The sequence below is a fragment of the Pseudomonas sp. P4_B3 genome (assembly GCF_056402295.1).
In genome coordinates, this window is sequence record NZ_JBFUHR010000001.1 from 176,204 (window position 1) to 198,676 (window position 22,473).

Annotated in this window: 20 protein-coding genes and 1 pseudogene; 10 read left to right on the top strand and 11 right to left on the bottom strand. The window is 60.4% G+C overall.

The features are described from left to right. Positions 1–3: 3 nt before the first annotated feature. Positions 4–1,812: a sodium-extruding oxaloacetate decarboxylase subunit alpha gene (oadA, locus tag AC1DWG_RS00855; protein WP_223459013.1), complete on the top strand. Its 1,809-nt coding sequence runs from the start codon at positions 4–6 to the stop codon at positions 1,810–1,812. A 532-nt stretch (positions 1,813–2,344) separates the two neighbouring features. After that, positions 2,345–2,575, top strand: a pseudogene (locus tag AC1DWG_RS00860) (hypothetical protein); the annotation flags it as partial. Between the two features lie 11 nt (positions 2,576–2,586). Here the strand turns inward: AC1DWG_RS00860 and AC1DWG_RS00865 are convergent. Genes AC1DWG_RS00865 through AC1DWG_RS00875 form a run of 3 tightly spaced genes read right to left on the bottom strand, consistent with a single transcriptional unit; the run spans position 2,587 to position 4,355 of the window. Continuing rightward, complete coding sequence (locus tag AC1DWG_RS00865; RefSeq protein WP_477763068.1) at positions 2,587–3,258, bottom strand: GNAT family N-acetyltransferase; 672 nt, start codon at positions 3,256–3,258, stop codon at positions 2,587–2,589. A gap of 16 nt (positions 3,259–3,274) precedes the next feature. Then, positions 3,275–3,721 carry an N-acetyltransferase family protein gene (locus AC1DWG_RS00870; protein ID WP_477763067.1) on the bottom strand — a complete coding sequence of 149 codons (447 nt, stop codon included), beginning with the start codon at positions 3,719–3,721 and terminating at the stop codon, positions 3,275–3,277. A 10-nt stretch (positions 3,722–3,731) separates the two neighbouring features. Continuing rightward, entirely contained in the window at positions 3,732–4,355 is a 624-nt protein-coding gene (locus tag AC1DWG_RS00875) for an FMN-binding negative transcriptional regulator (RefSeq protein WP_477763066.1), read from the bottom strand. Between the two features lie 92 nt (positions 4,356–4,447). Here AC1DWG_RS00875 and pdxR point away from each other — a divergent pair, with 92 nt between their 5' ends. Continuing rightward, positions 4,448–6,001 (top strand): MocR-like pyridoxine biosynthesis transcription factor PdxR, encoded by a 1,554-nt coding sequence (pdxR, locus tag AC1DWG_RS00880; RefSeq protein ID WP_477787136.1) that lies wholly within the window; start codon positions 4,448–4,450, stop codon positions 5,999–6,001. Positions 6,002–6,088: 87 nt separating this feature from the next. On the opposite strand, the gene AC1DWG_RS00885 is transcribed toward pdxR, so the two are convergent. The 6 genes from AC1DWG_RS00885 to AC1DWG_RS00910 all read right to left on the bottom strand — a co-directional run bounded on the left by AC1DWG_RS00885 (position 6,089) and on the right by AC1DWG_RS00910 (position 14,120). Beyond that, on the bottom strand, positions 6,089–7,189 hold the full coding sequence (locus AC1DWG_RS00885; protein ID WP_477763064.1) for a polyamine ABC transporter substrate-binding protein: 1,101 nt from the start codon (positions 7,187–7,189) through the stop codon (positions 6,089–6,091). 12 nt (positions 7,190–7,201) lie between these two features. Further along, on the bottom strand, positions 7,202–8,233 hold the full coding sequence (locus tag AC1DWG_RS00890; RefSeq protein WP_477787137.1) for a histone deacetylase family protein: 1,032 nt from the start codon (positions 8,231–8,233) through the stop codon (positions 7,202–7,204). A gap of 243 nt (positions 8,234–8,476) precedes the next feature. Next, the gene (locus AC1DWG_RS00895; RefSeq protein ID WP_477763062.1) at positions 8,477–9,475 is read right to left on the bottom strand and encodes an AraC family transcriptional regulator; all 999 of its coding nucleotides are present in this window, start codon (positions 9,473–9,475) and stop codon (positions 8,477–8,479) included. Positions 9,476–9,637: 162 nt separating this feature from the next. After that, complete coding sequence (locus AC1DWG_RS00900) at positions 9,638–10,642, bottom strand: asparaginase (protein ID WP_477763061.1); 1,005 nt, start codon at positions 10,640–10,642, stop codon at positions 9,638–9,640. A 107-nt stretch (positions 10,643–10,749) separates the two neighbouring features. Further along, positions 10,750–12,201 (bottom strand): alanine/glycine:cation symporter family protein, encoded by a 1,452-nt coding sequence (locus AC1DWG_RS00905; protein WP_477787138.1) that lies wholly within the window; start codon positions 12,199–12,201, stop codon positions 10,750–10,752. A 494-nt stretch (positions 12,202–12,695) separates the two neighbouring features. Continuing rightward, positions 12,696–14,120 carry an aspartate ammonia-lyase gene (locus AC1DWG_RS00910; protein ID WP_046038891.1) on the bottom strand — a complete coding sequence of 475 codons (1,425 nt, stop codon included), beginning with the start codon at positions 14,118–14,120 and terminating at the stop codon, positions 12,696–12,698. 180 nt (positions 14,121–14,300) lie between these two features. On the opposite strand from AC1DWG_RS00910, the gene AC1DWG_RS00915 reads away from it, so the two are divergent. The 5 genes from AC1DWG_RS00915 to AC1DWG_RS00935 all read left to right on the top strand — a co-directional run bounded on the left by AC1DWG_RS00915 (position 14,301) and on the right by AC1DWG_RS00935 (position 18,072). Then, positions 14,301–15,218, top strand: coding sequence for a LysR substrate-binding domain-containing protein (locus tag AC1DWG_RS00915; RefSeq protein WP_008045548.1), 918 nt, complete (start codon positions 14,301–14,303; stop codon positions 15,216–15,218). Positions 15,219–15,510: 292 nt separating this feature from the next. Continuing rightward, a complete protein-coding gene (purE, locus tag AC1DWG_RS00920) occupies positions 15,511–16,002 on the top strand; it encodes a 5-(carboxyamino)imidazole ribonucleotide mutase (protein WP_046038893.1) in 492 nt (163 codons plus the stop codon). Positions 16,003–16,013: 11 nt separating this feature from the next. Next, entirely contained in the window at positions 16,014–17,096 is a 1,083-nt protein-coding gene (locus AC1DWG_RS00925) for a 5-(carboxyamino)imidazole ribonucleotide synthase (RefSeq protein WP_477787139.1), read from the top strand. Between the two features lie 107 nt (positions 17,097–17,203). Further along, positions 17,204–17,449 (top strand): GlsB/YeaQ/YmgE family stress response membrane protein, encoded by a 246-nt coding sequence (locus AC1DWG_RS00930; protein WP_007928514.1) that lies wholly within the window; start codon positions 17,204–17,206, stop codon positions 17,447–17,449. Positions 17,450–17,535: 86 nt separating this feature from the next. Next, positions 17,536–18,072 (top strand): DUF3299 domain-containing protein, encoded by a 537-nt coding sequence (locus AC1DWG_RS00935; protein ID WP_477752244.1) that lies wholly within the window; start codon positions 17,536–17,538, stop codon positions 18,070–18,072. 83 nt (positions 18,073–18,155) lie between these two features. Here the strand turns inward: AC1DWG_RS00935 and AC1DWG_RS00940 are convergent, their stop codons facing one another. Further along, complete coding sequence (locus AC1DWG_RS00940) at positions 18,156–19,055, bottom strand: D-hexose-6-phosphate mutarotase (RefSeq protein ID WP_477763059.1); 900 nt, start codon at positions 19,053–19,055, stop codon at positions 18,156–18,158. 57 nt (positions 19,056–19,112) lie between these two features. Beyond that, the gene (locus AC1DWG_RS00945; protein WP_007942704.1) at positions 19,113–19,517 is read right to left on the bottom strand and encodes an acyl-CoA thioesterase; all 405 of its coding nucleotides are present in this window, start codon (positions 19,515–19,517) and stop codon (positions 19,113–19,115) included. A 363-nt stretch (positions 19,518–19,880) separates the two neighbouring features. On the opposite strand from AC1DWG_RS00945, the gene AC1DWG_RS00950 reads away from it, so the two are divergent. Then, positions 19,881–21,179 (top strand): MFS transporter, encoded by a 1,299-nt coding sequence (locus tag AC1DWG_RS00950; protein WP_477763058.1) that lies wholly within the window; start codon positions 19,881–19,883, stop codon positions 21,177–21,179. A gap of 168 nt (positions 21,180–21,347) precedes the next feature. Next, a complete protein-coding gene (locus AC1DWG_RS00955) occupies positions 21,348–22,349 on the top strand; it encodes a phosphate ABC transporter substrate-binding protein PstS (protein ID WP_007992839.1) in 1,002 nt (333 codons plus the stop codon). The last annotated feature ends 124 nt before the right edge of the window (positions 22,350–22,473 follow it).

Consider the following 22,473-nt stretch of genomic DNA (forward strand, 5'->3'; position numbering starts at 1 on the left):
ACAATGAGCAAGAAGATTCATGTAACCGACACCATCCTGCGCGACGCCCACCAATCGCTGCTCGCCACCCGCATGCGCACCGAAGACATGCTGCCGATCTGCGACAAGCTCGACAAAGTCGGCTACTGGTCGCTGGAATGCTGGGGCGGCGCGACGTTCGACGCCTGCGTACGTTTCCTGAAAGAAGACCCGTGGGAGCGTCTGCGCCAGTTGCGCGCCGCGCTGCCTAACACCCGCCTGCAAATGCTGTTGCGCGGCCAGAACCTGCTGGGCTACCGCCACTACAGCGACGACGTGGTCAAAGCCTTCGTCGCCAAGGCTGCGGTCAACGGCATCGACGTGTTCCGTATCTTCGACGCCATGAACGACGTGCGTAACCTGCGCGTGGCCATCGAAGCGGTGAAAGCCGCCGGCAAACACGCCCAGGGCACCATCGCCTACACCACCAGCCCGGTGCACACCATCGAGGCCTTCGTGAACCAGGCCAAGCAAATGGAGGCCATGGGTTGCGACTCGGTGGCGATCAAGGACATGGCCGGACTGCTGACCCCGTACGCCACCGGCGAACTGGTCAAGGCGCTGAAAGCCGAGCAATCGCTGCCAGTGTTCATTCACTCCCACGACACCGCTGGTCTGGCCGCGATGTGCCAAATGAAGGCGATCGAAAACGGTGCCGATCACATCGACACCGCGATCTCCAGCTTTGCCTGGGGCACCAGCCACCCGGGCACCGAGTCGATGGTCGCCGCCCTTAAAGGCAGCGAGTTCGACACCGGCCTGAATCTGGAACTGCTGCAGGAGATCGGTCTGTACTTCTACGCCGTGCGCAAGAAGTACCACCAGTTCGAAAGCGAATTCACCGCCGTCGACACCCGTGTTCAAGTCAACCAGGTACCGGGCGGGATGATTTCCAACCTGGCCAACCAGTTGAAAGAGCAGGGCGCACTCAATCGTATGAGCGAAGTGCTGGCCGAAATCCCGCGCGTTCGTGAAGACCTCGGCTTCCCGCCGCTGGTGACTCCGACTTCGCAGATCGTCGGCACCCAGGCGTTCTTCAACGTGCTGGCCGGCGAGCGCTACAAGACCATCACCAACGAAGTGAAGCTGTACCTGCAAGGCGGCTACGGTAAGGCGCCGGGCACCGTGAACGAACAACTGCGTCGCCAGGCCATCGGCAGCGAAGAAGTGATCGACGTTCGCCCGGCCGATCTGCTCAAGCCGGAAATGGCCAAGCTGCGTGCCGACATCGGCGCACTGGCCAAGTCCGAAGAAGACGTGCTGACCTTCGCCATGTTCCCGGACATCGGCCGCAAGTTCCTCGAGGAGCGTGCTGCGGGCACCCTGACACCCGAAGTGCTGCTGCCGATTCCTGAAGCCGGCGGCGTCGCCTCGGCTGGTGGCGAAGGCGTACCGACCGAGTTCGTCATCGACGTTCACGGCGAAACCTACCGCGTCGACATCACCGGTGTGGGCGTCAAGGCCGAAGGCAAGCGTCACTTCTACCTGTCCATCGACGGCATGCCGGAAGAAGTGGTGTTCGAGCCGCTCAACGAATTCGTCGGCGGCGGCAGCAGCAAGCGCAAGCAAGCCACTGCACCGGGTCACGTCAGCACCACCATGCCGGGCAACATCGTCGACGTGCTGGTCAAGGAGGGCGACACCGTCAAGGCAGGCCAGGCCGTGTTGATCACCGAAGCGATGAAGATGGAAACCGAAGTCCAGGCAGCCATCGCCGGTAAAGTCACCGCCATTCACGTGGCCAAGGGCGACCGGGTGAATCCGGGCGAGATACTGATCGAGATCGAAGGCTGAGTTAACAGCCGAGATAACAACGCTTTATACCTCGGGGGGGCATGTGCTCCCCTTTTTTTATTCCTGTAAATCCATTTCTGGAGATGCCACAAACTCTGTGGGATCGGGCTTGCTCGCGAAGGCGGAGTGTCAGCCTATACACATGCTGAGTGTGCTACCGCTTTCGCGGCGAGATAGCGCGGTTAAGGCGGCCAATGGAGTGCGGGATTGTCAGTCCAATCCCGGCTTCATGTAGGACTCCTCTGAGATGAGAAACCCGGGTTTTACTTCGTTGGATCCTCACCTATAGTTCGGCCGTCACCGACGAATCGGTGATCGACTTTAGCCGGTCGTAACAGATGTTGCACAAGCGCCCGTATAATCGCGGCGCTTTTTGCTGCCTGGCATTTGTATGTCTATGGTGGCTGTGCGTGGGACACCTTCGGGTGTGCCGGGTGCATCTGTCCGGTCGGCTAACCCGCGTACAGCTACCTCCCCAATTCGTTTAGCCGCGAAGGGGTGGGAGATTTTCCTATCAGATGAGATCAATGCCATGCCCCAATTTCATCCACTTCAAGGTGGCTTCAGTTCTGGCAACACGTTGTACATCGACACCGAAGCCCGGACTTCCGACCTTCTCGAAACCGCTACTCATCGAATCAAAGCCGCGCGCAATCTACTCAACAGCGTGACATGTCTGTGTGTGAAAGAGGCCGAAGGTCATGACCTTGAGCATTTTGCCAATGCTGCACACATCCTGATTCAGGAAGGCTGCGATCTTTTGCCGTTAGGGCGTCAGCCGCGACACTCCACCAACCCTTTAACCTGCCCCGAAGCCGTCTGGTTCTCATCACTCAGCCACTTCTCGAACCCGGCGCCAATCGCCGGCCATTCCGAATCCAGAATCGAATACCACGCGGTGTCCCGATTTTGCCCCTTGACCACCATGTGCTGGCGGAACACCCCCTCAAAACTGAAGCCCAGGCGCTCGGCCGCGTATTTGGAGCGGGCGTTGGCGTTGTTGCACTTCCACTCCAGGCGACGGTAGCCCAAGGCAAAGGATTCCTTGGCCAGCAGGTAAACCGCCTCGGTGCTTTTCGGCGAGCGCTGCATCGGTGCGCCGAAGGTGACGTGGCCGATTTCGATGCGGCCCTGGGCCGGGACGATGGACATCAGGCTGAGAATGCCCTGGACCTCGCCGCTGGCGCGGTCGATCACACTGAAGAAATACGGATCGCTGCTGGCCGCGTGGTTGTTCAGCCAATCGTTGAAGACGCTGCGCTCCGGGAAGGGGCCGTAAGGCAGGTAGTCCCAGAGTTTCGGGTCGGCGCCGGGGCCTTGCAGGGCGTTGAACAGGTCGTCGCCGTGGCGCGCCGGGTCGAGTTTTTCCAGGCGGATGTAACGCCCTTCGATCAATTGAGTCGTGGGGGCCGGGACGCCTTTCCAGTCGGCGAGTGAAATCGACATGCTGTTCTCCTTGAACCTAGATGGCTTTGCGAAACTGGATGAAACCGGGGCGTTCGGCGATGCGCTCGTAAAGCTGGATCGCGGTGACGTTGGTTTCGTGGGTCAGCCAGTGGACCTTGTTGCAGCCGTCAGCCTTGGCCGTGGCGTAGACGAACTCGATCAACTGGCGGCCGACGCCGGTGCCGCGGGTTTCCGGGGCCACCAGCAAGTCTTGCAGGTAGCAGGAGTTTTCGATGGCCCAGTTCGAACGATGGTAGATGAAATGCACCATGCCCACCGCTTTGCCGTCGGCCCAAGCGAGGGCGGCGTGGGTTGGCTCGTTCGGATCGAGCATGCGCTGCCAGGTGTTTTGGGTGACGGCTTGCGGCAGTTCGGTTTTGTAGAAGCGCAGGTAGGCCTGCCACAGCGGCAACCAGGCCGCGTGATCACCGGCGCTGACTTGGCGAATGTCGATTTGACTCATGGTGACTTCCTTAGCGCATCAATTGGGCGAGGGTTTGGTCGTTGACGTCGGGGCTGGCTTCCAGGCCTTTGCGCACGCCGGCGATGTCGGCGGGACTGCGGTTCTGGCTGAGCTTGCGCTTGCCTTCCAGACGGTCGATGGGAATGGCGAAACCGACAATGGCCTTGAGCATGCCGTCGATGTAATCGGCGGGGGCATCGGCCACTGACCACGGTTGGGCGCGGCCAGCTTCATGACGATCGGTGAGGGTGCTGACGATGTCGAGCAGCCGCCCGCCATCGCTGAAGGTTTCGGCTCGGCCATAGGCGTGTACGGCGACGTAGTTCCAGGTTGGCACGACTTTGCCGTGTTCGGCCTTGCTCGGGTAGAAGCCAGGGCTGACGTAGGCGTCGGCACCGGCAAAAATCAGCAGGGCTTCGGCGCCGTCGCGCAGCTCTTTCCACTGTGGATTGGCTTTGGCCAGATGCCCGTACAACGTGCCGTTCGAGCCTTGTTCGCAATGCAGCAGCACCGGTACATGGCTGGCTTGCAGGCCGCTTTCACCGTGGGTCACCAATATGGCGAGACGGGTGGCGAGGATCAGTTCATGCAGTTGGGACAACTCGTCGATGGCAAAAGCACGTGGCGTGTACATGGAGATATTTTCCTTGGCGAATATCTGCATCCTAGGCAGGCTATTGGTCTGTTGTAAGAGCCACTAATGACCAATTTCATGGGTCCATTGCGATGACTAGCGAACCACTGTCCTTGACCTTCAACCCGGCGGGTATAGAACTTGATCGTCGCCAGGGGCTGAGTCGGCAGCTCTATCAGGCATTGCGGATGCGGGTGCTCGACGGGCGACTGGCCAGCGGCACGCGTCTGCCGGCCAGTCGGGATCTGGCTGCCGCGCTGGCGATTTCCCGCAACAGCGTAGTGCGCGCCTACGATCAGCTTTACGCTGAAGGGTTTATCGAGGGGCGGGTAGGCGACGGGACTTACGTCGCGCAATTACCCCAGGCAACCTTGCCGGCAAAAAAACTATCCACAAAAGTATCCACAGGGTTTTCAACAGGCTTACCCACAGCTTTATCCACAAATTGGCTTGATTTGCCTGTGGATTCATCCAGCAAAGTTACCCACAGGGAAGCCTTGTCCCGCGTTGAAAAGAACCATTTACCCATGCCGCCCAGTGGTCCGCCCAGGGCTTTTCGGGTCGGTGTTCCGGCGTTCGATCTGTTTCCGTTCGAGGTCTGGGCCAAGCTGAATGCGGCTTTCTGGCGTAAACCGGATTTCCAGCAGTTGTGCTACGGCGACCCGGCAGGCGATGCACGCTTGCGGGGGATGATCGCGGCGTATCTACGCAGCTCGCGGGGCATGCAGTGCACGGCTGAACAAATTGTGATCACCAGTGGCGCGCAGCAGGGAATCAGCCTTTGTGCACAGCTGCTGGTGGAGCCCGGTGACGGGGTGGCGATTGAAAATCCCGGGTATCGGGCGGCCGGTCATGCGTTCGCCGTAGCAGGTGCCCGGCTGCATGGGGTGGCGGTGGATAGTGAGGGTATCGACTGCGGTGAACTGGCACAGCTTGACGATTGCCGTCTGACCTACGTCACTCCGTCCCATCAGTACCCCACCGGGGTGGTGATGAGCCTGGCTCGCCGTCTGGAGTTGCTGGCCTGGGCCGAACGCACGCAGGGCTGGATCGTCGAGGATGACTATGACGGCGAGTACCGCTACAGCGGTGCGCCGCTGGCGCCTTTGGCGGCCCTGGATCGGCAAGGCCGGGTGCTCTACGTCGGCACGTTCGGCAAAGTGGCGTTTCCGGCGTTGCGCCTGGGTTACCTGGTATTACCGATGGATCTGGTGCAGGCGTTTGCCCAGCGTCGGGCGGTGGACGTACGGCATTCCGAGGTCAGTACCCAGGCCGTAATGGCCGAGTTCATGGCGGCCGGGCATTTCCAGCGGCATATCCGCCGCATGCGGCGTGCGGCGCTGAGCCGGCGTAATGCGTTGCTCAGCGGCTGGCCGGGGGGCATTCCCGGTATCGGCCAGTTGCCCACGGTCGCCGCCGGGTTGCACATGACAGTGCCGGTCGACAGCATTGAGCGAGAACAGGCGTTGATTGAATTGGCACGTAGCGTCGATGTCGAGATCAATGGCTTGAGTGGCTATTGGCTGCCCGAGTCCACGATCCCGATGGATCAGCGTGCCGGGTTGGTTCTGGGGTTTGCAGCAGTGCCGGAAAAGGCTATCGAAGCCGCGTTGGAGCGGCTGCGGGCGGTCTGGCGTTTTCTTTGAAAGGAGCGCGTCGGGCGCTGATGTGCCGCAGGCAAAAATAGACCTGCGCGAGCGCAGGTCCTGGTGACGGCGGGAGTGAAGCGGGTATCAGGTGCCGGACTTGATCTTGGTCCAGGCCCGGGTCCGCGCACGTTCGGCATCGCGGGGCAACGGTTGCAGGGTGTAGAGCGTGCTCATCGCCGTGTCGGTCGGGTACAGGTTCGGGTTGTTGCGGATCACCGGGTCGACCATCTCCGTGGCGTCCTTGTTCGGGTTCGGGTAGCCGACGAAGTCACTGACCGGCGCGATCACCTGGGGTTGCAGCAGGTAGTTGACGAAGGTGTAAGCGTCGTCGGGGTTTTTCGCACCCTTCGGAATCGCCAGCATGTCGAACCAGATCGGCGCGCCTTCCTTCGGCAAACGCATGTCGACGACCACCCCGTTCTTGGCTTCTTTGGCGCGGTTGGCCGCTTGCGAGAAGCTGCCGGAATATCCGACCGCAACGCAGATGTCACCGTTGGCGATATCGGCCATGTACTTGGACGAGTGGAAGTAGGTGATGTACGGACGGATCTTCATCAGCAGTGCTTCAGCCTTGTCGTAGTCCGCAGGCTTTTTGCTGTTGGGGTCCAGGCCGAGGTGTTGCAGGGCCAGCGGCAGGATCTCAGACGGCGAGTCGAGCAGGGCGACGCCGCACTGCTTGAGCTTGCTGATGTTCTCTTCCTTGAAGATCAGGTCCCAGCTGTCCACCGGCGCGTTGTCGCCGAGCACAGCTTTGACCTTGGCCGGGTTGAAGCCGATCAGGATGGTCCCGTACATGTACGGCACGGCGAACTTGTTGCCCGGGTCGTTGGCCTCGATCAGCTTCATCAGTTTGGGATCGAGGTGATTCCAGTTCGGCAACTTGCTGCGGTCCAGCGGCTGGAATACGCCCGCTTCAATCTGCTTGGCGAGGAACACGTTGGACGGCACCACCACGTCGTAGCCAGAATTGCCGGTCAGCAGCTTGGCTTCCAGTGCTTCGTTGCTGTCGAAAATGTCGTAGACCAGTTTGGTCTGGGTGTTCTGGGCCTTGAAGTCTTCCAGGGCCTTGGGCGTGATGTAGTCGAACCAGTTGTAGACGCGCAACGTGCGTTCTTCAGCGTGTGCTGCGCCGCTGAGTACCGTGGCACACAGGGCTGGCACGATAAAGCGCTTAAGACTTTTCATTGTTCTACTTCCTCATTGAGCGCTTTCAAAACCTTCGAGAACGTTCACGGCGTTGATGCCGATTTCTTCCACTGCGTAACCGCCTTCCATCACGAACAGCGTCGGTACGCCGAGGCCGGCGATGCGCTTGCCCATGGCCAGGTAATCCGGGCTGTCGAGTTTGAACTGCGAGATCGGGTCGTCCTTGAAGGTATCGACTCCGAGGGACACGACGATAATGTCGGCACCGTAGCTTTCGATCTCTTTGCAGGCCTGTTCCAGCGCTGCGCTCCAGGTGTCCCAGCCTGAACCGGCGGCCAACGGGTAGTTGAAGTTGAACCCTTCGCCAGCGCCTTCGCCACGTTCGTCTTCATAGCCGAGGAAGAACGGGAACTCGGCTTCCGGGTGGCCGTGGATCGAGGTGAACAGCACGTCGCTGCGTTCGTAGAAAATCGACTGGGTGCCGTTGCCGTGGTGGTAGTCGACGTCGAGGATCGCGATCTTTTCATGGCCCTGATCGAGGAACGCCTGGGCGGCGATGGCGGCGTTGTTGAGGTAGCAATAACCACCCATCAAGTCGCCGGCGGCGTGGTGTCCCGGCGGACGACACAGGGCGAAAGCAGAACGGGCGCCGCGCTGGATTTCCGCTTGGGCGGTGAGCGCGACTTGCGCTGCGCTGTACGCCGCTTGCCAGGTGCCGGCGGTGATCGGGGCGCCGCCGTCGAAGCTGTAGTAACCGAGTTCGCCATGCAAGCTGGAGGGTTTGACGCGGCGCAGGGTGCGGGCTGGCCAAGTGTAGGGCAGCAAGTCGCCGTCGGTGTTGTACTCGGTCCAGCGCGCCCAGGCGCCCTTGAAGAAGTCGAGGTAGTCTCGGCTGTGAATGCGCTCGATCGGCCCGAGGCCGAAATCCTTTGGCGCTTCGACAGGGCCCAGATTTTGATTTTGCACCCGTGCCAGTACGTGGTCGGCACGGGAAGGCATTTCGAAGCAGGGCTTGAGTTGCCCGTCTATCAATTCGCAACGGCCGTGGTGCAGGTGGTGATCGTCTGAGTAGATCGTCAGCATTTCTTGTTCTCCGCAGGGCTGATTCGGTTGCCCCCAGTGTTGCGGCGCACGGCGAATCGGAGAACGGCAGGAAAGGCCAAAAGGGGATCGATATGGCCAAAACATTTGACCGAAATTCGCCCCTGTTCAGCGTATGGGATACACACCCTGTAGGAGCTGGCTTGTCAGCGAAGGCGGTATTGCGGCGATACAGATGCGTTGGATGCGCTGGCCTCTTCGCGGGCAAGCCCGCTCCTACAGGGTTTATCCGTGTGGCCGAAACTGACTCGGCGCCACACCACTCCAGCGCACAAACGCATGCCGAAAACTCGCGGTCTCGCTGAAACCCAGGGCTTCGGCAATCTGATAGATCGGCAACTGATCCTCGCAAAGCATTTGCTTGGCCTGCTCGAAGCGCAGTTCGTCGAGCAGTTCCTGATAGCTGCAACCCATGTCCTTGAGATGCCGGCGCAAGGTCCGCGCCGAACAGTTCATTTGTTCGGCCAATCCCTCCAGCCCCGGCGCCGCATTCAATTGCGCGCTGAGCAATTGGCGGATCCGTCCCAGCCACGCCTGGCGCCCGGTGAACTCGATGTTCTGTTTGCGGCAGCGTTCGGCCATGGCCTGGTGGGTGATGATGTCGGCTAGCGGCAGTGGCTGGTCGAGCCAGCGCTTGTCGAAGGCAAAGGCATTGTTACGGGCGCCGAAGTGCACCGGGCAATTGAAGTGTTCGGCGTAGGTCGCTTCGTAATCGGGGGCGGCGTGTTCAAAGCGGGCGCCGAGCAACGGCAGGGGATGGCCGAGCAGGTCGTCGCAGGTGACTTTCAGCGACACCAGGCAGAATTCGGCGTTGAACACCGCCATGGCCGGGCTCTCGCGGTAATCAGCGGCGGCGAACCAGATGCGCTCGCCATCGTCTTCAAGGCTCAACTCGAAAAGTGTTCCCAGCAGCGCCGGATAACGCATCGCCAGACGCAAAGCGTCACCGAAGGTGGCACTGGTGAGCAGGGCGTAACCGAGCATGCCGTAGCAGGAAACGTGCATCCGCCGGCCCAGTTCCAGGCCGATGTCACGTTTGAGAGCAACGGCGTTGGCACAGACCTGCATTTCCTGATTGGTGGTGATGCGTGTGTCGGCACGGTTCAGATCCGCCGCGCTGATGCCGCTGCCGGCCAGCAGCGCTTCGCTGGACAAGCCTTGTGCCCTGAAGGCATCGAGTACCAGGGAGACCGCGTTGAGCGTGGTGAGGTGGGAGTGGAGCATGAGGACTTCCAGCCTTGGGATAGCTGGAGCGCAGCAAGTTGTATGCCGGGTGATGTCCCCTGTGGGAGCGAGCCTGCTCGCGATGACGGTGGATCAGTCACATCAATGTGAATGGTAGACCGCTATCGCGAGCAGGCTCGCTCCTACAAGGGTGGTGTGGTGTCAGCTCAGTTCACCGCACAGGTCGAGTTCGACAAGCCGACGGATTTCGTCCGTTTCAAGCCCCGCACCCAACAACCCATGCAACTTGCCGAACGCCGCCTCACGGGTCATGCCGCCACCGGACAACACCCCAACGCCACGCAAGCGACTGCCGGCTTCATAGACGTCCAGTACAACCCCGCCTTCGTGGCATTGCGTGACGGCCACTACTACAACACCCTTGTCCCGCGCACGCCCAAGGCTGGCGAGAAACCCGGGGTTGTCGCTCGGACCGGTGCCGCTACCGTAGCACTCCAGCACCAGGCCCTGAATGCCACTGTCGAGCAAACCATCCAGCACCTCGGCGCTGATGCCGGGGAACAGCGGCAGCACCGCGACGTTCGCCAATTGTTTGGGTTGGTTGTAATTCAGCTGTGTTGGTAAAGAAGGCACCTTCACGCCACCGCCCTGACGCTCCAGGCGCTTGAACGGATGGCGGCCGAAACTGCGTACCTTCGCGCAGCGGGTCGGGTCCAGCCGTTCGCCATGGAAGTACAGATGCACGCCCGGCGCGAGGCCCTGGCCCAGTGCAACCAGCGCGCCGCCGAGGTTTTCCCAGGCATCGCTATCGGTGACGCCGGCCGGCAGCATGGAGCCGGTGAAGCACACGCGGGCATGCAGGCCGAGCAACTGGAAGCTCATGGCGGCGGCACTGTAGGCCAGCGTGTCGGTGCCATGCAGGATCAGCACGCTGTCGCAGCCCTGCACATCCACTGCGTCGACCACCGCTTCACGCAGCTGCTGCCAATACGTCGGGGTCATGTTGGCGCTGTCGATCAGCGGCGACATTTCACGGAAGCGCCATTGCGGCACCACCAGATCAGGCTGGCTGTGCAGATAATCGCGCATCCGCGCTTCGAAACCGGACGCCGGGGCCAGGCCATGGGCGCTGGCCTGCATGCCGATGGTGCCGCCGGTGTAGAGCACCATGACGTGCTGGGCGGCAGGGTAGGTCGACGAATTCATGAAGAATCTCCGAAAGGAAGAGTTCCTAGGGGAGCGAGCTTGCTCGCTCCCCCAGTTTTTCGAACTTTAACTGACGGGCGCTGGGGGCGCGCCTGTCATTTCACCTGTCAGCGTTGCGCTGCAGGCACACCTTGCGACTCAACTTCAGTCTTGCCGACAGCGGCTGGCGGGTTGGCCGGCCACGCCTGGCGATCCAGATCCAGGTCCGGGAACTTGGCAGAGTCGAACACCGGCGTCTTGATCCCAGCGGCGCGCTGGTCATCGTAGTCACGCAGGATGCGCATGCCGACCTTGAACAGCAGGAATAGCGCGATCAGGTTGACGAACGCGAGCATGGTCATGGTGATGTCGGCGAAGGCAAATACGGTGCCGAGGTTTTCGATGGCGCCCCAGAAAATCAGCACCAGTACCAGTGCGCGATAGCCCATCAGCGCCTTGCGGTTTTCACCGATCAAAAAGCGCAGGTTGCTCTCGCCCAGGTAGTAGTTATAGAGGATCGAGGTGAACACGAACAACGCCAGGGCCACGGAGATGAACATCCGGCCCCAGTCACCGACCACGGCGGCCAGCGAGTTCTGGGTCAGGGCAATGCCGTCGCCTTCGAAGCCCGGGGTGTAGAAGCCGGAAAGCAGGATCAGCAGCGCGGTGCAGGTGCAGATCACAAAGGTATCGAGGAACACGCTGAACGCCTGCACCACACCTTGTGCCACCGGGTGCTCGACCGCCGCAACCGCCGCCACGTTCGGCGCACTGCCCAGGCCTGCTTCGTTGGCGAACACTCCACGTTTCACGCCCATGACAATGGCGCTGCCAATCAGGCCGCCAAAGGCCTGGTCCAGACCGAAAGCGCTCTTGACAATGGTCATCAGCATGCCCGGCACATGGTCGAACTGCAGCACGATCACGTAGAGGGTCACACCGATGTACACCAGGGTTTTCACCGGCACCAACAGGTCGGCGACCTTGGCGATGCGCTTGATCCCGCCGATGAACACCAGGCCCAGCAACACGGCCAGACCGATGCCGGTGTATGTGGTGTCGAGGCCGAACGCATTGTTCAACGAGTGCGTCACAGCGTGGGCTTGCAGACCGTTGAAGGCGAAGCCGAACGTCACCAGCAGCAAGAACGCCATCAGCATGCCCAGCCAGCGTTTTTGCAGGCCGTGCTGGATGTAATAGGACGGGCCGCCACGGAAGGTGCCGTCGGAGTCACAGCGCTTGTAGAGCTGGCCGAGGGAGCATTCGAAGAAGCTGCTGGACATGCCGACCAGCGCGGTCACCCACATCCAGAACACGGCACCGGGGCCACCGAGGGTCACGGCAATGCCGACCCCGGCAATGTTGCCCGCACCGACGCGGCCGGCGAGGCTGAGCATCAGGGCCTGGAACGAGCTCAGTTGCCCTGCGCTGCTTTTGAGGCTGTCGCGGAACACCGCGAACATGTGGAAGAAGTGACGCAATTGAACGAAACGCGAGCGGATCGTGAAGTAGCTACCGAGCCCGACAATGAGCACGATCAGTACTTTCCCTGAGAGGAAGTCGTTAATGACTTCGAGCATGGATTATTCCTCGCTGTTTTTTGTGTAGGCAACAATGCTGGCCGGACAGACACATCGAGTTACACCCCTTGGCGCACGGCACAATGGGTGGTTCGAAGTTCGTCCCGGTTTCATATCACGGGTTTGTTATTAGTTCGGGTTTCGCATGGGTTGTGGCCTCGCTACCGACGACCGCTCATGCGAAGAGGGGCGGCACTATACCGATGACAGTGCCGTCCGTCTGCACGGTTGTGGTGTATTCGGTGAAGCGAAGCCTTTGAAGCACCTGTCGTTACTGGCGTCTGGCTCCTGTAGGAGCGAGCTCGCTCGCGAAAAACTCAAGGGCGCCGTTGGCCATCAGGTTTACGCGTTATCGTTAAACATCTTTCGCGAGCAAGCTCGCTCCTACAAAACAGTTAAAAAAAAGGGCCTGGAGATTGATCTCCAGGCCCTCAAAAGGTGAGAGGTGTCTAGTCCCTCGACCTGGTGAGCGGTGCTACAAATAACGCGTCGGGTTATGCCTTCAGGGGCACAAGACGCGGAGCAATCATGTTTTCCGGGCGCAGGATGTCGGCGAGCATGGCTTCGTCGAGCAGACCTTCTTCACGCACCAGTTCCAGCACGCCGCGGCCGCTTTCAAGAGCGAGGCCGGCGATGCGGGTGGCATTTTTGTAGCCGATGTACGGGTTCAGCGCGGTGACCAGGCCGATCGAGTGCTCGACCAGTTCACGGCAGCGTGCTTCGTTGGCGGTGATGCCGACGATGCAGTGCTCGCGCAGCATGTCCATGGCGCGTTGCAGCAGGCGGATCGAGTCGAAGATCTTGAAGGCGATCAGCGGCTCCATCACGTTCAGTTGCAACTGGCCGCCTTCGGCCGCGATGGTCAGCGCCAGGTCGTTACCGATGATCTGGAACGCCACCTGGTTGACCGCTTCCGGAATAACCGGGTTGACCTTGCCTGGCATGATCGAACTGCCTGGTTGACGTGCCGGCAGGTTGATCTCGTTGATGCCGGTGCGTGGGCCGCTGGACAACAGGCGCAGGTCGTTGCAAATCTTCGACAGCTTGACCGCGGTACGCTTGAGCATGCCGGAGAACAGCACGAAGGCGCCCATGTCGGAGGTGGCTTCGATCAGGTCGGCGGCCGGTACCAGCGGTTGACCGCTGATCACTGCCAGACGCTGAACGGCCAGGTGCTGGTAACGCGGGTCGGCGTTGATGCCGGTGCCGATCGCGGTACCGCCCAGGTTCACTTCGGTCAGCACTTCTGGTGCCAGAGTCTTCAGGCGTGCCAGGTCTTCACCCAGGGTAGTGGCGAACGCACGGAATTCCTGACCCAGGGTCATCGGAACGGCGTCTTGCAGTTGGGTACGACCCATCTTCAGGACGTGGTTGAATTCTTCACCCTTGGCCGCGAACGCCTGAATCAGGCTGTCGAGACTGGCGAGCAGGGCATCGTGACCCAGCAACAGACCCAGGCGGATCGCCGTTGGATACGCGTCGTTGGTCGACTGCGCCATGTTCACGTCGTCGTTCGGGTGCAGGTACTGGTATTCGCCTTTCTGGTGACCCATGGCCTCCAGTGCGATGTTGGCGATGACTTCGTTGGCATTCATGTTGGTCGAAGTGCCAGCGCCGCCTTGAATCATGTCCACCACGAACTCTTCGTGGAAGTCGCCGCGGATCAAACGTGCACAGGCTTCGCTGATGGCAGCGTGCTTGGCTTCGCTCAGGTGACCCAACTCACGGTTGGCGTCAGCGGCGGCCTGTTTAACCATGGCCAGACCGACAACCAGTTTCGGGTAGTGCGAAATCGGAACGCCCGAAAGGCGGAAGTTATTCACCGCTCGCAGGGTCTGGATACCGTAATACGCTTGAGCCGGTACTTCGAGGGCGCCAAGCAGGTCATTTTCTGTGCGGAATGATGCAGCGGAGGACATGATAGAAATCATCTCAATATGGACCCGGTCTGTGCCGGAACACTGCGAATGCTAGGCCTGTGGAGAATTTTGGGCCAATGCTGTTAAACACTAGGCTATGCATATTCGGCATAATGCCCGTGTGACGCCGGCTTGATGGCGGACGTGTGACCTAAATTGGTGCGTGCCCGGGAGGACGTGATGAATCTGGAAAGCAAATGGCTGGAGGACTTTAGTGCCCTGGCCGCCACCCGCAGTTTCTCCCAGGCCGCCGAGCGGCGTTTCGTGACGCAACCGGCGTTCAGCCGACGAATCCGCAGCCTGGAAGCGGCGCTGGGGCTGACGCTGGTCAATCGTTCACGCACGCCGGTGGAACTGACAGCGGCAGGGCAATTGTTTCTGGTCACCGCACGCACCGTGGTCGAGCAGCTCGGCGAAGTGTTGCGCCATCTGCATCACCTGGAAGGCGGGCAGGGCGAGGTAATGCAGGTGGCTGCCGCACACTCCCTGGCGCTGGGTTTCTTTCCGCGCTGGATCGCACAGTTGCGCAACGAAGGCTTGAACATCGCCACGCGACTGGTTGCGACCAACGTGGGTGACGCGGTGCATGCCTTGCGCGAAGGTGGCTGCGATCTGATGCTGGCCTTCTACGACCCGGATGCCGCGATGCAGATGGACCCGGAAATCTTCCCGTCACTGCACTTGGGCCACACCGAAATGCTGCCGGTGTGTGCCGCCGACGCCGACGGCAAACCGCTGTTCGATCTGGAAGGCGAAGGCAGCGTGCCGTTGCTGGCCTACAGCGCCGGTGCGTTTCTCGGCCGTTCGGTGAACATGCTGCTGCGCCAAAGGGCGCTGCGCTTCACCACGATCTACGAAACCGCCATGGCTGACAGCCTCAAAAGCATGGCCCTGGAAGGCCTGGGCATCGCCTGGGTGCCGCAACTGAGCGTGCGCGCCGAACTGGCACGCGGTGAACTGGTGGTCTGCGGCGGCCCGCAATGGCATGTGCCGTTGGAGATTCGCCTGTATCGCTGCGCGCTGGTGCGCAAGGCCAATGTGCGGTTGTTGTGGCGCAAGTTGGAAGGTGGTGCGGCCCAAGGCACAACCGGTTCTTGAAACCACCAAATGCTCCCACAGGAGGTTTTGTTGTTTGGAGCAATCAGGATCGGGATCAAGTTCCACGGTGTTTTGTGTTGAGCGTTGGCTGACCTTCGAGTCAATAAAACCGGCACTTTGCGCCGTATGACAGATGGTCGTATCGGGGGCTGTTTATCTGCTTCATTGAGGTATACTGCGCGGCCTTCGGCCGGTTACGACCGGCCATAATTCGTACAATCAAGCCACGCATCCTGCGTGGCTTGTTGTTTTTTGACGCGCCTGCGGGCGCCCAGAGAGAAGAGGCACGACGATGAGTGCACTGGTTGGCGTGATCATGGGCTCCAAGTCCGATTGGTCCACCCTTAGCCACACCGCCGATATGCTGGAAAAGCTCGGCATACCCTACGAGGTGAAAGTGGTTTCTGCCCACCGCACCCCGGACCTGCTGTTTCAGTACGCTGAAGAAGCCGAGGCACGTGGCATCGAGGTGATCATCGCCGGTGCCGGTGGCGCGGCCCACTTGCCAGGCATGTGTGCGGCCAAGACCCACTTGCCGGTGCTGGGCGTACCCGTGCAGTCCGCTATGCTTTCGGGCGTTGATTCGCTGCTCTCCATTGTGCAGATGCCAGCAGGCATTCCGGTTGCCACTCTGGCCATCGGCAAGGCGGGTGCGATCAACGCAGCGCTGTTGTCGGCGAGTATCCTGGGCGCCAAGCACCCGCAGTTCCACGCGGTGCTGAAAACCTTCCGTGCTGAGCAGACAGACAGCGTCCTGGACAATCCAGACCCACGCATCGCCTGAGGTTGTTGACGATGAAGATTGGTGTAATCGGTGGCGGCCAACTGGGCCGCATGTTGGCGCTGGCGGGCACTCCGCTGGGCATGAACTTCGCTTTTCTGGACCCTGCGCCGGATGCCTGCGCAGCCGCGTTGGGCGAACACCTGCGAGCCGATTACGGCGATCAGGATCACCTGCGTCAGCTGGCCGATGAAGTCGATCTGGTGACCTTCGAGTTCGAAAGCGTTCCGGCCGAGACCGTGGCTTTTCTCTCGCAATTCGTCCCGGTCTACCCGAGCGCTGAAGCCCTGCGCATCGCCCGCGATCGCTGGTTCGAGAAGAGCATGTTCAAGGATCTGGGGATTCCTACCCCGGCGTTCGCCGACATCCAGTCCCAGGCCGACCTGGACGCCGCCGTGGCTTCCATCGGTCTGCCGGCGGTGCTGAAAACCCGTACTTTGGGTTACGACGGCAAGGGCCAGAAAGTCCTGCGCACCCCTGAAGATGTGGTCGGCACCTTCGCCGAACTGGGCAGCGTGGCCTGTCTGCTGGAAGGCTTCGTGCCGTTCACCGGTGAAGTCTCGCTGATCGCCGTGCGCGCCCGCGACGGTGAAACCCGCTTCTATCCGCTGGTACACAACACCCACGAAAGCGGCATCCTCAAGCTGTCCGTGGCCAGCACCGATCACCCGTTGCAAGCTCTGGCCGAAGACTACTCCAGCCGTGTGCTCAAGCAGCTGGATTACGTCGGCGTGATGGCGTTCGAGTTCTTTGAAGTCGACGGTGGCCTCAAGGCCAACGAAATTGCCCCCCGGGTGCACAACTCAGGGCACTGGACCACCGAAGGCGCCGAGTGCAGCCAGTTCGAAAACCACCTGCGGGCCGTTGCCGGTCTGCCGTTGGGTTCGACGGCCAAGGTCGGCGAAAGCGCGATGCTCAACTTCATTGGCAAAGTGCCGGACACCGAGAAGGTCGTTGCCATCGCCGATTGCCATCTGCATCACTACGGCAAGGCGTTCAAGGTCGGCCGCAAGGTCGGTCACGCCAACTTGCGTTGTGCGGATCGCGAAACGCTGACCGTGCAGATCCTCAAGGTCGAAGCGCTGATCGCCGAATAGTTTCATGTGGCAGCGGCGGAACCATTCAGGGACCGCCGTTCTCTCATGGCAGGATGCCAAAGTCTGACTAGGCTTTCGCATAGCCACTTCATTCAGAGGGAAATGCCATGGGAATCATCGGAACCATCTTTATCGGCTTGATTGTCGGCCTGCTGGCACGGTTCCTGAAACCGGGCGATGACAGCATGGGCTGGATCATGACCATCCTGCTCGGTATTGGCGGTTCGCTGGCGGCGACTTACGGCGGTCAAGCCCTGGGCATCTATCAGGCTGGCCAAGGAGCAGGCTTCATCGGTGCGCTGGTGGGCGCCGTAGTGCTGCTGGTGATCTACGGGCTGGTCAAAAAGAACTGATCCAGGCGACAAGCCCTCTCCGCCAAACTGGCCGGGAGGGCTAGAATGCTCGGCGTTTCCTGTTCTTCCCTTTACCGAGCACCTTCATGCGCCGTCTTTTACTGACTCTTGTTTTACTGGGTTCGGGCTTTGCCCATGCTGGCGAATTGCCAGAAACCGACTGGCTCGAATTGATGCCCAAGTCGGATCAGAAGGCCCTCGAGGCCATGCCTGAAATCGACCACAACTCCCCTGAAGCCAATGGCACTTTCACCGACAAGGGTGGGATGAAGCAGGCCAAAGGCTTGCCGGCGGTGATGTACTCGACAAAGACCGTTGCGTCGATGAACGACAAGAACATCCGCATTGGCGGTTACCCCGTGCCGCTGGAGTCCGACGCCAAGGGCCGCAGTACGCTGTTCTTCCTGGTGCCGTATCCGGGCGCGTGCATCCATGTGCCACCGCCGCCACCCAACCAACTGGTGCTGGTGCGCTATCCAAAGGGCCTGAAGCTGAACGATATCTACACGCCGCTGTGGGTCACCGGTACGCTGAAAGTCGAGAAGGTCAGCAATGACCTCGCCGATGCGGCGTATGCGCTGGATGCGCAGAAGGTCAGAGTAGTGAAAGAGTCGGATCTGTAATCAAGTAGACAAAAAGATCGCAGCCTTCGGCAGCTCCTACACCGATCTCTGTAGGAGCTGCCGAAGGCTGCGATCTTTTGATCTTAAAGCGGTTTGCTACCGATGCTGACACCCAAGGTGTGGCTCGCGCCCGCTGCGAGCGTCACCACATCGCCCATCACGTTCGCCGTCTCGATGCACAGCATGCGCTGCCAGCCGTCGTCGGCCATGTCGCTGAACGCGGCGGCGCGGTCGATCCACGGGTTCCAGATCACCGCCGTACGCGAGCCGGTGCTGGTCAGCACGATGCGCCGTTCCCAGGCTAGATCGACGATGCTCAACTGCGGTGGTGCATCGAGATAGATGCGATCGGTCTCGCCGGTAAAACGCAGATCACCGGACTGTTGCTTGGTTTTCCAGTCTTCCAGGGTTTCGATGTAGCTCAAGCCATCCACACCTTCGACATGCACCTCGCGCACATCGCTGACGGCAAAATAACTGTGCAACGCCTGGCTGATGCTGACGGTTTCGGCGCCCCGGTTGTGGCTGGTCAGCTGGATATGCAATTGCTCGTCGAGGCGAATGCTCAACGTCAAATCCACCTGGTGCGGCCAGCCGGGAAAGCCGCCTTCGGGGTAGGGCAGGAGGAATTCGACCTTCAGGCTTTCGCCTTCGGCTTCTATGCCGCCCAGCTCCCAATCCATCGCTCGCACGAAGCCATGAGCCGACGGCGCTTCATTGCTGGTGTGCATCGCCTGAACGCTTTGCGGGTTGCGCGCAAAGTTGCCGAACCACGGCCAGCACACCGGCACGCCGGCACGGATGCTCTTGCCGGTCTTGAACACGGCCTCGTCGTTGAGCCAGATCAGCGGCGGCTGGCCAGCCAGTTGATAGCTGAGGATGTGTGCGCCTTGCTGGGCCACCAGTAATTCGGCCTGACCGTGGCGGATGCGCCAGCAGTTCAGTTCATCCAGTTTTACGGCTTCAACATTGGGCGTGCTCATGGGACAGCTCTCGATCAGTAAAGTGGACGACTATCGACCGCAAAACGGCTGCCAGGTTTAGCGAGCCCGAGGCGGAACCGAACGGGTGCGACCGCTGCCGTCGATGGCAACGAACACAAACACCGCTTCGGTTACTTTACGCCACTCGCTGGACAGCGGATCGTCGCTCCAGACCTCGACCATCATCTTGATCGAGCTGCGACCGATTTCCAGGGCCTGGGTATAAAAGGAGAGCTGCGCGCCCACCGCCACCGGAACCAGAAATGCCATGCGGTCGATCGCGACGGTGGCAACGCGTCCGCCAGCGACCTTGCTGGCCATCGCGGTGCCTGCCAAATCCATCTGCGCCACCAGCCAGCCGCCGAAAATATCGCCAAAGCCGTTGGTTTCGCGAGGGAGCGCGGTGATTTGCAGGGCCAGGTCGCCTTGCGGGATCGGATCTTCTTGTTCGAGCTCTATCATGCCGGGGGTGCCTCTGACCCGTGACTCTTCGTTGGTATTGCTGGTGGTAGCCGTCTTCGGGAAAAACGATTCAGCACCGAACATACTACGTTCGTCACGTTTTCCATAAGGCGCCTAAAGGGAAACTCTGCGAAATCGCCTATGAACCTGACAGGCGTTTTCGCACAGCAACCCCTAAAAAACCGGAGCAAGGTTTGAGTATATCGGTCGGTAGACTCCGCGACGACCGTCCGGTTCTCATTTTGACTGTCAAAAACGCACCTCTATGTGCTTTTTCGAACAATTTGCTATCGTGCCGGACCTGCCCAAACCTCAGCCAGCGTTGTTGAGGTTGCAGATCCGACTATAAGAGAAGCCCTTGCCATGACCACAGCGCCCTCGAGCATCGCGCAGCCAGAGCAACCCGCACGCCCGCTGACCCGCAACGACTACAAGACTCTATCGCTGTCTGCCCTGGGCGGCGCGCTGGAGTTCTACGACTTCATCATCTTCGTGTTCTTCGCCACGGTGGTGGGCAAGCTGTTCTTCCCGGCGGACATGCCCGAGTGGCTACGCCTGATGCAGACCTTCGGCATCTTCGCCGCCGGCTACCTGGCGCGGCCGCTGGGCGGCATTGTGATGGCGCACTTCGGCGATCTGCTGGGCCGCAAGAAAATGTTCACCCTGAGCATTTTCATGATGGCCGTGCCGACGCTGATCATGGGCCTGCTGCCGACCTATGCGCAGATCGGGATGTGGGCACCGATCCTGTTGCTGCTGATGCGGGTAATCCAGGGCGCGGCCATTGGCGGTGAGGTGCCGGGGGCCTGGGTCTTCGTTTCCGAACACGTTCCGCAGCGATATGTCGGCTACGCCTGCGGCACCCTGACCAGCGGTCTGACGGCGGGCATCCTTCTAGGCTCCCTGGTCGCCACGGCGATCAACAGCATTTATACCTCTGTGGAAGTGTCGGATTACGCCTGGCGAATCCCGTTCCTGCTCGGAGGTGTGTTCGGCCTGTTCTCGGTGTACCTGCGTCGCTGGCTGCACGAAACCCCGGTGTTCGCCGAGCTGCAACAGCGCAAGGCCCTGGCCGAAGAAGTGCCGCTGCGGGCGGTGCTGCGTGACCATCGTGGCGCCATCGCCATTTCGATGCTGCTGACCTGGCTGCTGTCGGCCGCCATCGTGGTGTTGATCCTGATGACCCCGACTGTGTTGCAGACGGTCTATCACTTCTCGCCTACCACCTCCCTGCAGGCGAACAGCGTGGCGATCGTGTTCCTGAGCTTTGGCTGCATCATTGCCGGCGCACTGGCCGATCGCTTCGGTGCGGGACGAGTCTTCGTGATCGGCTGTACCGCGCTGCTGGCCAGCTCCTGGACCTTCTATCACAGTCTGGCCGACCATCCCGACTGGCTGTTCCCGATGTATGCCGTGACCGGTCTGTTGGTCGGCACCATCGGCGCGGTGCCGTACGTGATGGTCAAAGCGTTCCCGCCGGTGGTGCGCTTCAGCGGCTTGTCGTTCTCGTACAACGTTGCCTACGCGATTTTCGGTGGCCTGACGCCGATGATCGTCAGCCTGTTGCTCAAGGAAAGTGCGATGGGACCTGCTTATTATGTGGCGGTGCTGTGTGGGGTGGGGATTCTGGTAGGTGCATATCTCTGGAAGAAGGGCCGCTGACAGCGAACGATCACAGCACTCCTCACATCTACAGTTACAACTGAAAGGCCAGCCTTCTTAGCGGAGTGCTGGCCTTTCATCCAATTGTCATATTTCAGCCATAGAGTGTTCACACGGCCTGCTGATACTTGGCCCCGAATAACACACCCTATCTGCTAGGAGTAAGGCATGAAACTGAAGCGTTTGATGGCGGCAATGACTTTTGTCGCTGCTGGCGTTGCGACTGCCAACGCGGTTGCCGCTGTTGACCCTGCTATCCCGAGCTACACCAAGACCACTGGTGTGTCGGGCAACCTGTCCAGCGTTGGTTCCGACACTCTGGCCAACCTCATGACCCTCTGGGCCGAGAACTACAAAAAAGAATACCCGAACGTAAACATCCAGATTCAGGCCGCTGGCTCCGCCACTGCGCCACCTGCGCTGACTGAAGGCACCTCCAACCTGGGCCCGATGAGCCGCAAGATGAAGGACACCGAACTGGCTGCCTTCGAGCAGAAGTACGGCTACAAGCCAACCGCTATCCCGGTTGCAGTGGACGCCCTGGCTGTATTCGTCCACAAGGACAACCCGATCCAGCACCTGACCATGGAACAAGTCGACGCGATCTTCTCGTCCACTCGTCTGTGCGGCGCTAAAACCGAAGTCAAGACCTGGGGTGACCTGGGCGTCACCGGCGACCTGGCCAACAAGCCGGTTCAACTGTTCGGTCGTAACTCGGTATCCGGCACCTACGGCTACTTCAAGGAAGAAGCCCTGTGCAAAGGCGACTACAAGCCAAACGTGAACGAACAACCAGGTTCGGCTTCGGTCGTTCAGTCGATCAGCTCCTCGCTGAACGGCATCGGTTACTCGGGCATCGGTTACAAAACCGCTAGCGTGAAAACCGTTGCCCTGTCCAAGAAGGGCAGCACCGAGTTCATCGAAGACACCGAAGAAAACGCCCTGAACGGCAAGTACCCGCTGTCCCGCTTCCTGTACGTATACGTGAACAAAGCTCCGAACAAGCCTCTGGCCCCGCTGGAAGCCGAGTTCGTGAAACTGGTTCTGTCGAAACAGGGTCAGGAAGTTGTAGTGAAAGACGGTTACATCCCACTGCCGGCCAAAGTAGCTGCCAAAGCTCTGGCTGACCTGGGTCTGGCGGAAGGCGGCGCTGAAGTCGCAAAAAAGTAACAAATTGAGTCTAGAGTGACCCCCTCTGGACTCACATGGGGGCGGCAGGAGCCGCCCCCATACACCTCAAATTCTCTATCCACTGCTGGTTACCGCTAGCGGCGGATCTGTTGCGTCACTGCAT

Coding starts and splice junctions, on each gene's coding strand:
- oadA (WP_223459013.1), top strand. CDS start 4: ATGAGCAAGAAGATTCATGTAACCGACACCATCCTGCGCGACGCCCAC.
- AC1DWG_RS00865 (WP_477763068.1), bottom strand. CDS start 3,258: ATGTCGATTTCACTCGCCGACTGGAAAGGCGTCCCGGCCCCCACGACT.
- AC1DWG_RS00870 (WP_477763067.1), bottom strand. CDS start 3,721: ATGAGTCAAATCGACATTCGCCAAGTCAGCGCCGGTGATCACGCGGCC.
- AC1DWG_RS00875 (WP_477763066.1), bottom strand. CDS start 4,355: ATGTACACGCCACGTGCTTTTGCCATCGACGAGTTGTCCCAACTGCAT.
- pdxR (WP_477787136.1), top strand. CDS start 4,448: ATGACTAGCGAACCACTGTCCTTGACCTTCAACCCGGCGGGTATAGAA.
- AC1DWG_RS00885 (WP_477763064.1), bottom strand. CDS start 7,189: ATGAAAAGTCTTAAGCGCTTTATCGTGCCAGCCCTGTGTGCCACGGTA.
- AC1DWG_RS00890 (WP_477787137.1), bottom strand. CDS start 8,233: ATGCTGACGATCTACTCAGACGATCACCACCTGCACCACGGCCGTTGC.
- AC1DWG_RS00895 (WP_477763062.1), bottom strand. CDS start 9,475: ATGCTCCACTCCCACCTCACCACGCTCAACGCGGTCTCCCTGGTACTC.
- AC1DWG_RS00900 (WP_477763061.1), bottom strand. CDS start 10,642: ATGAATTCGTCGACCTACCCTGCCGCCCAGCACGTCATGGTGCTCTAC.
- AC1DWG_RS00905 (WP_477787138.1), bottom strand. CDS start 12,201: ATGCTCGAAGTCATTAACGACTTCCTCTCAGGGAAAGTACTGATCGTG.
- AC1DWG_RS00910 (WP_046038891.1), bottom strand. CDS start 14,120: ATGTCCTCCGCTGCATCATTCCGCACAGAAAATGACCTGCTTGGCGCC.
- AC1DWG_RS00915 (WP_008045548.1), top strand. CDS start 14,301: ATGAATCTGGAAAGCAAATGGCTGGAGGACTTTAGTGCCCTGGCCGCC.
- purE (WP_046038893.1), top strand. CDS start 15,511: ATGAGTGCACTGGTTGGCGTGATCATGGGCTCCAAGTCCGATTGGTCC.
- AC1DWG_RS00925 (WP_477787139.1), top strand. CDS start 16,014: ATGAAGATTGGTGTAATCGGTGGCGGCCAACTGGGCCGCATGTTGGCG.
- AC1DWG_RS00930 (WP_007928514.1), top strand. CDS start 17,204: ATGGGAATCATCGGAACCATCTTTATCGGCTTGATTGTCGGCCTGCTG.
- AC1DWG_RS00935 (WP_477752244.1), top strand. CDS start 17,536: ATGCGCCGTCTTTTACTGACTCTTGTTTTACTGGGTTCGGGCTTTGCC.
- AC1DWG_RS00940 (WP_477763059.1), bottom strand. CDS start 19,055: ATGAGCACGCCCAATGTTGAAGCCGTAAAACTGGATGAACTGAACTGC.
- AC1DWG_RS00945 (WP_007942704.1), bottom strand. CDS start 19,517: ATGATAGAGCTCGAACAAGAAGATCCGATCCCGCAAGGCGACCTGGCC.
- AC1DWG_RS00950 (WP_477763058.1), top strand. CDS start 19,881: ATGACCACAGCGCCCTCGAGCATCGCGCAGCCAGAGCAACCCGCACGC.
- AC1DWG_RS00955 (WP_007992839.1), top strand. CDS start 21,348: ATGAAACTGAAGCGTTTGATGGCGGCAATGACTTTTGTCGCTGCTGGC.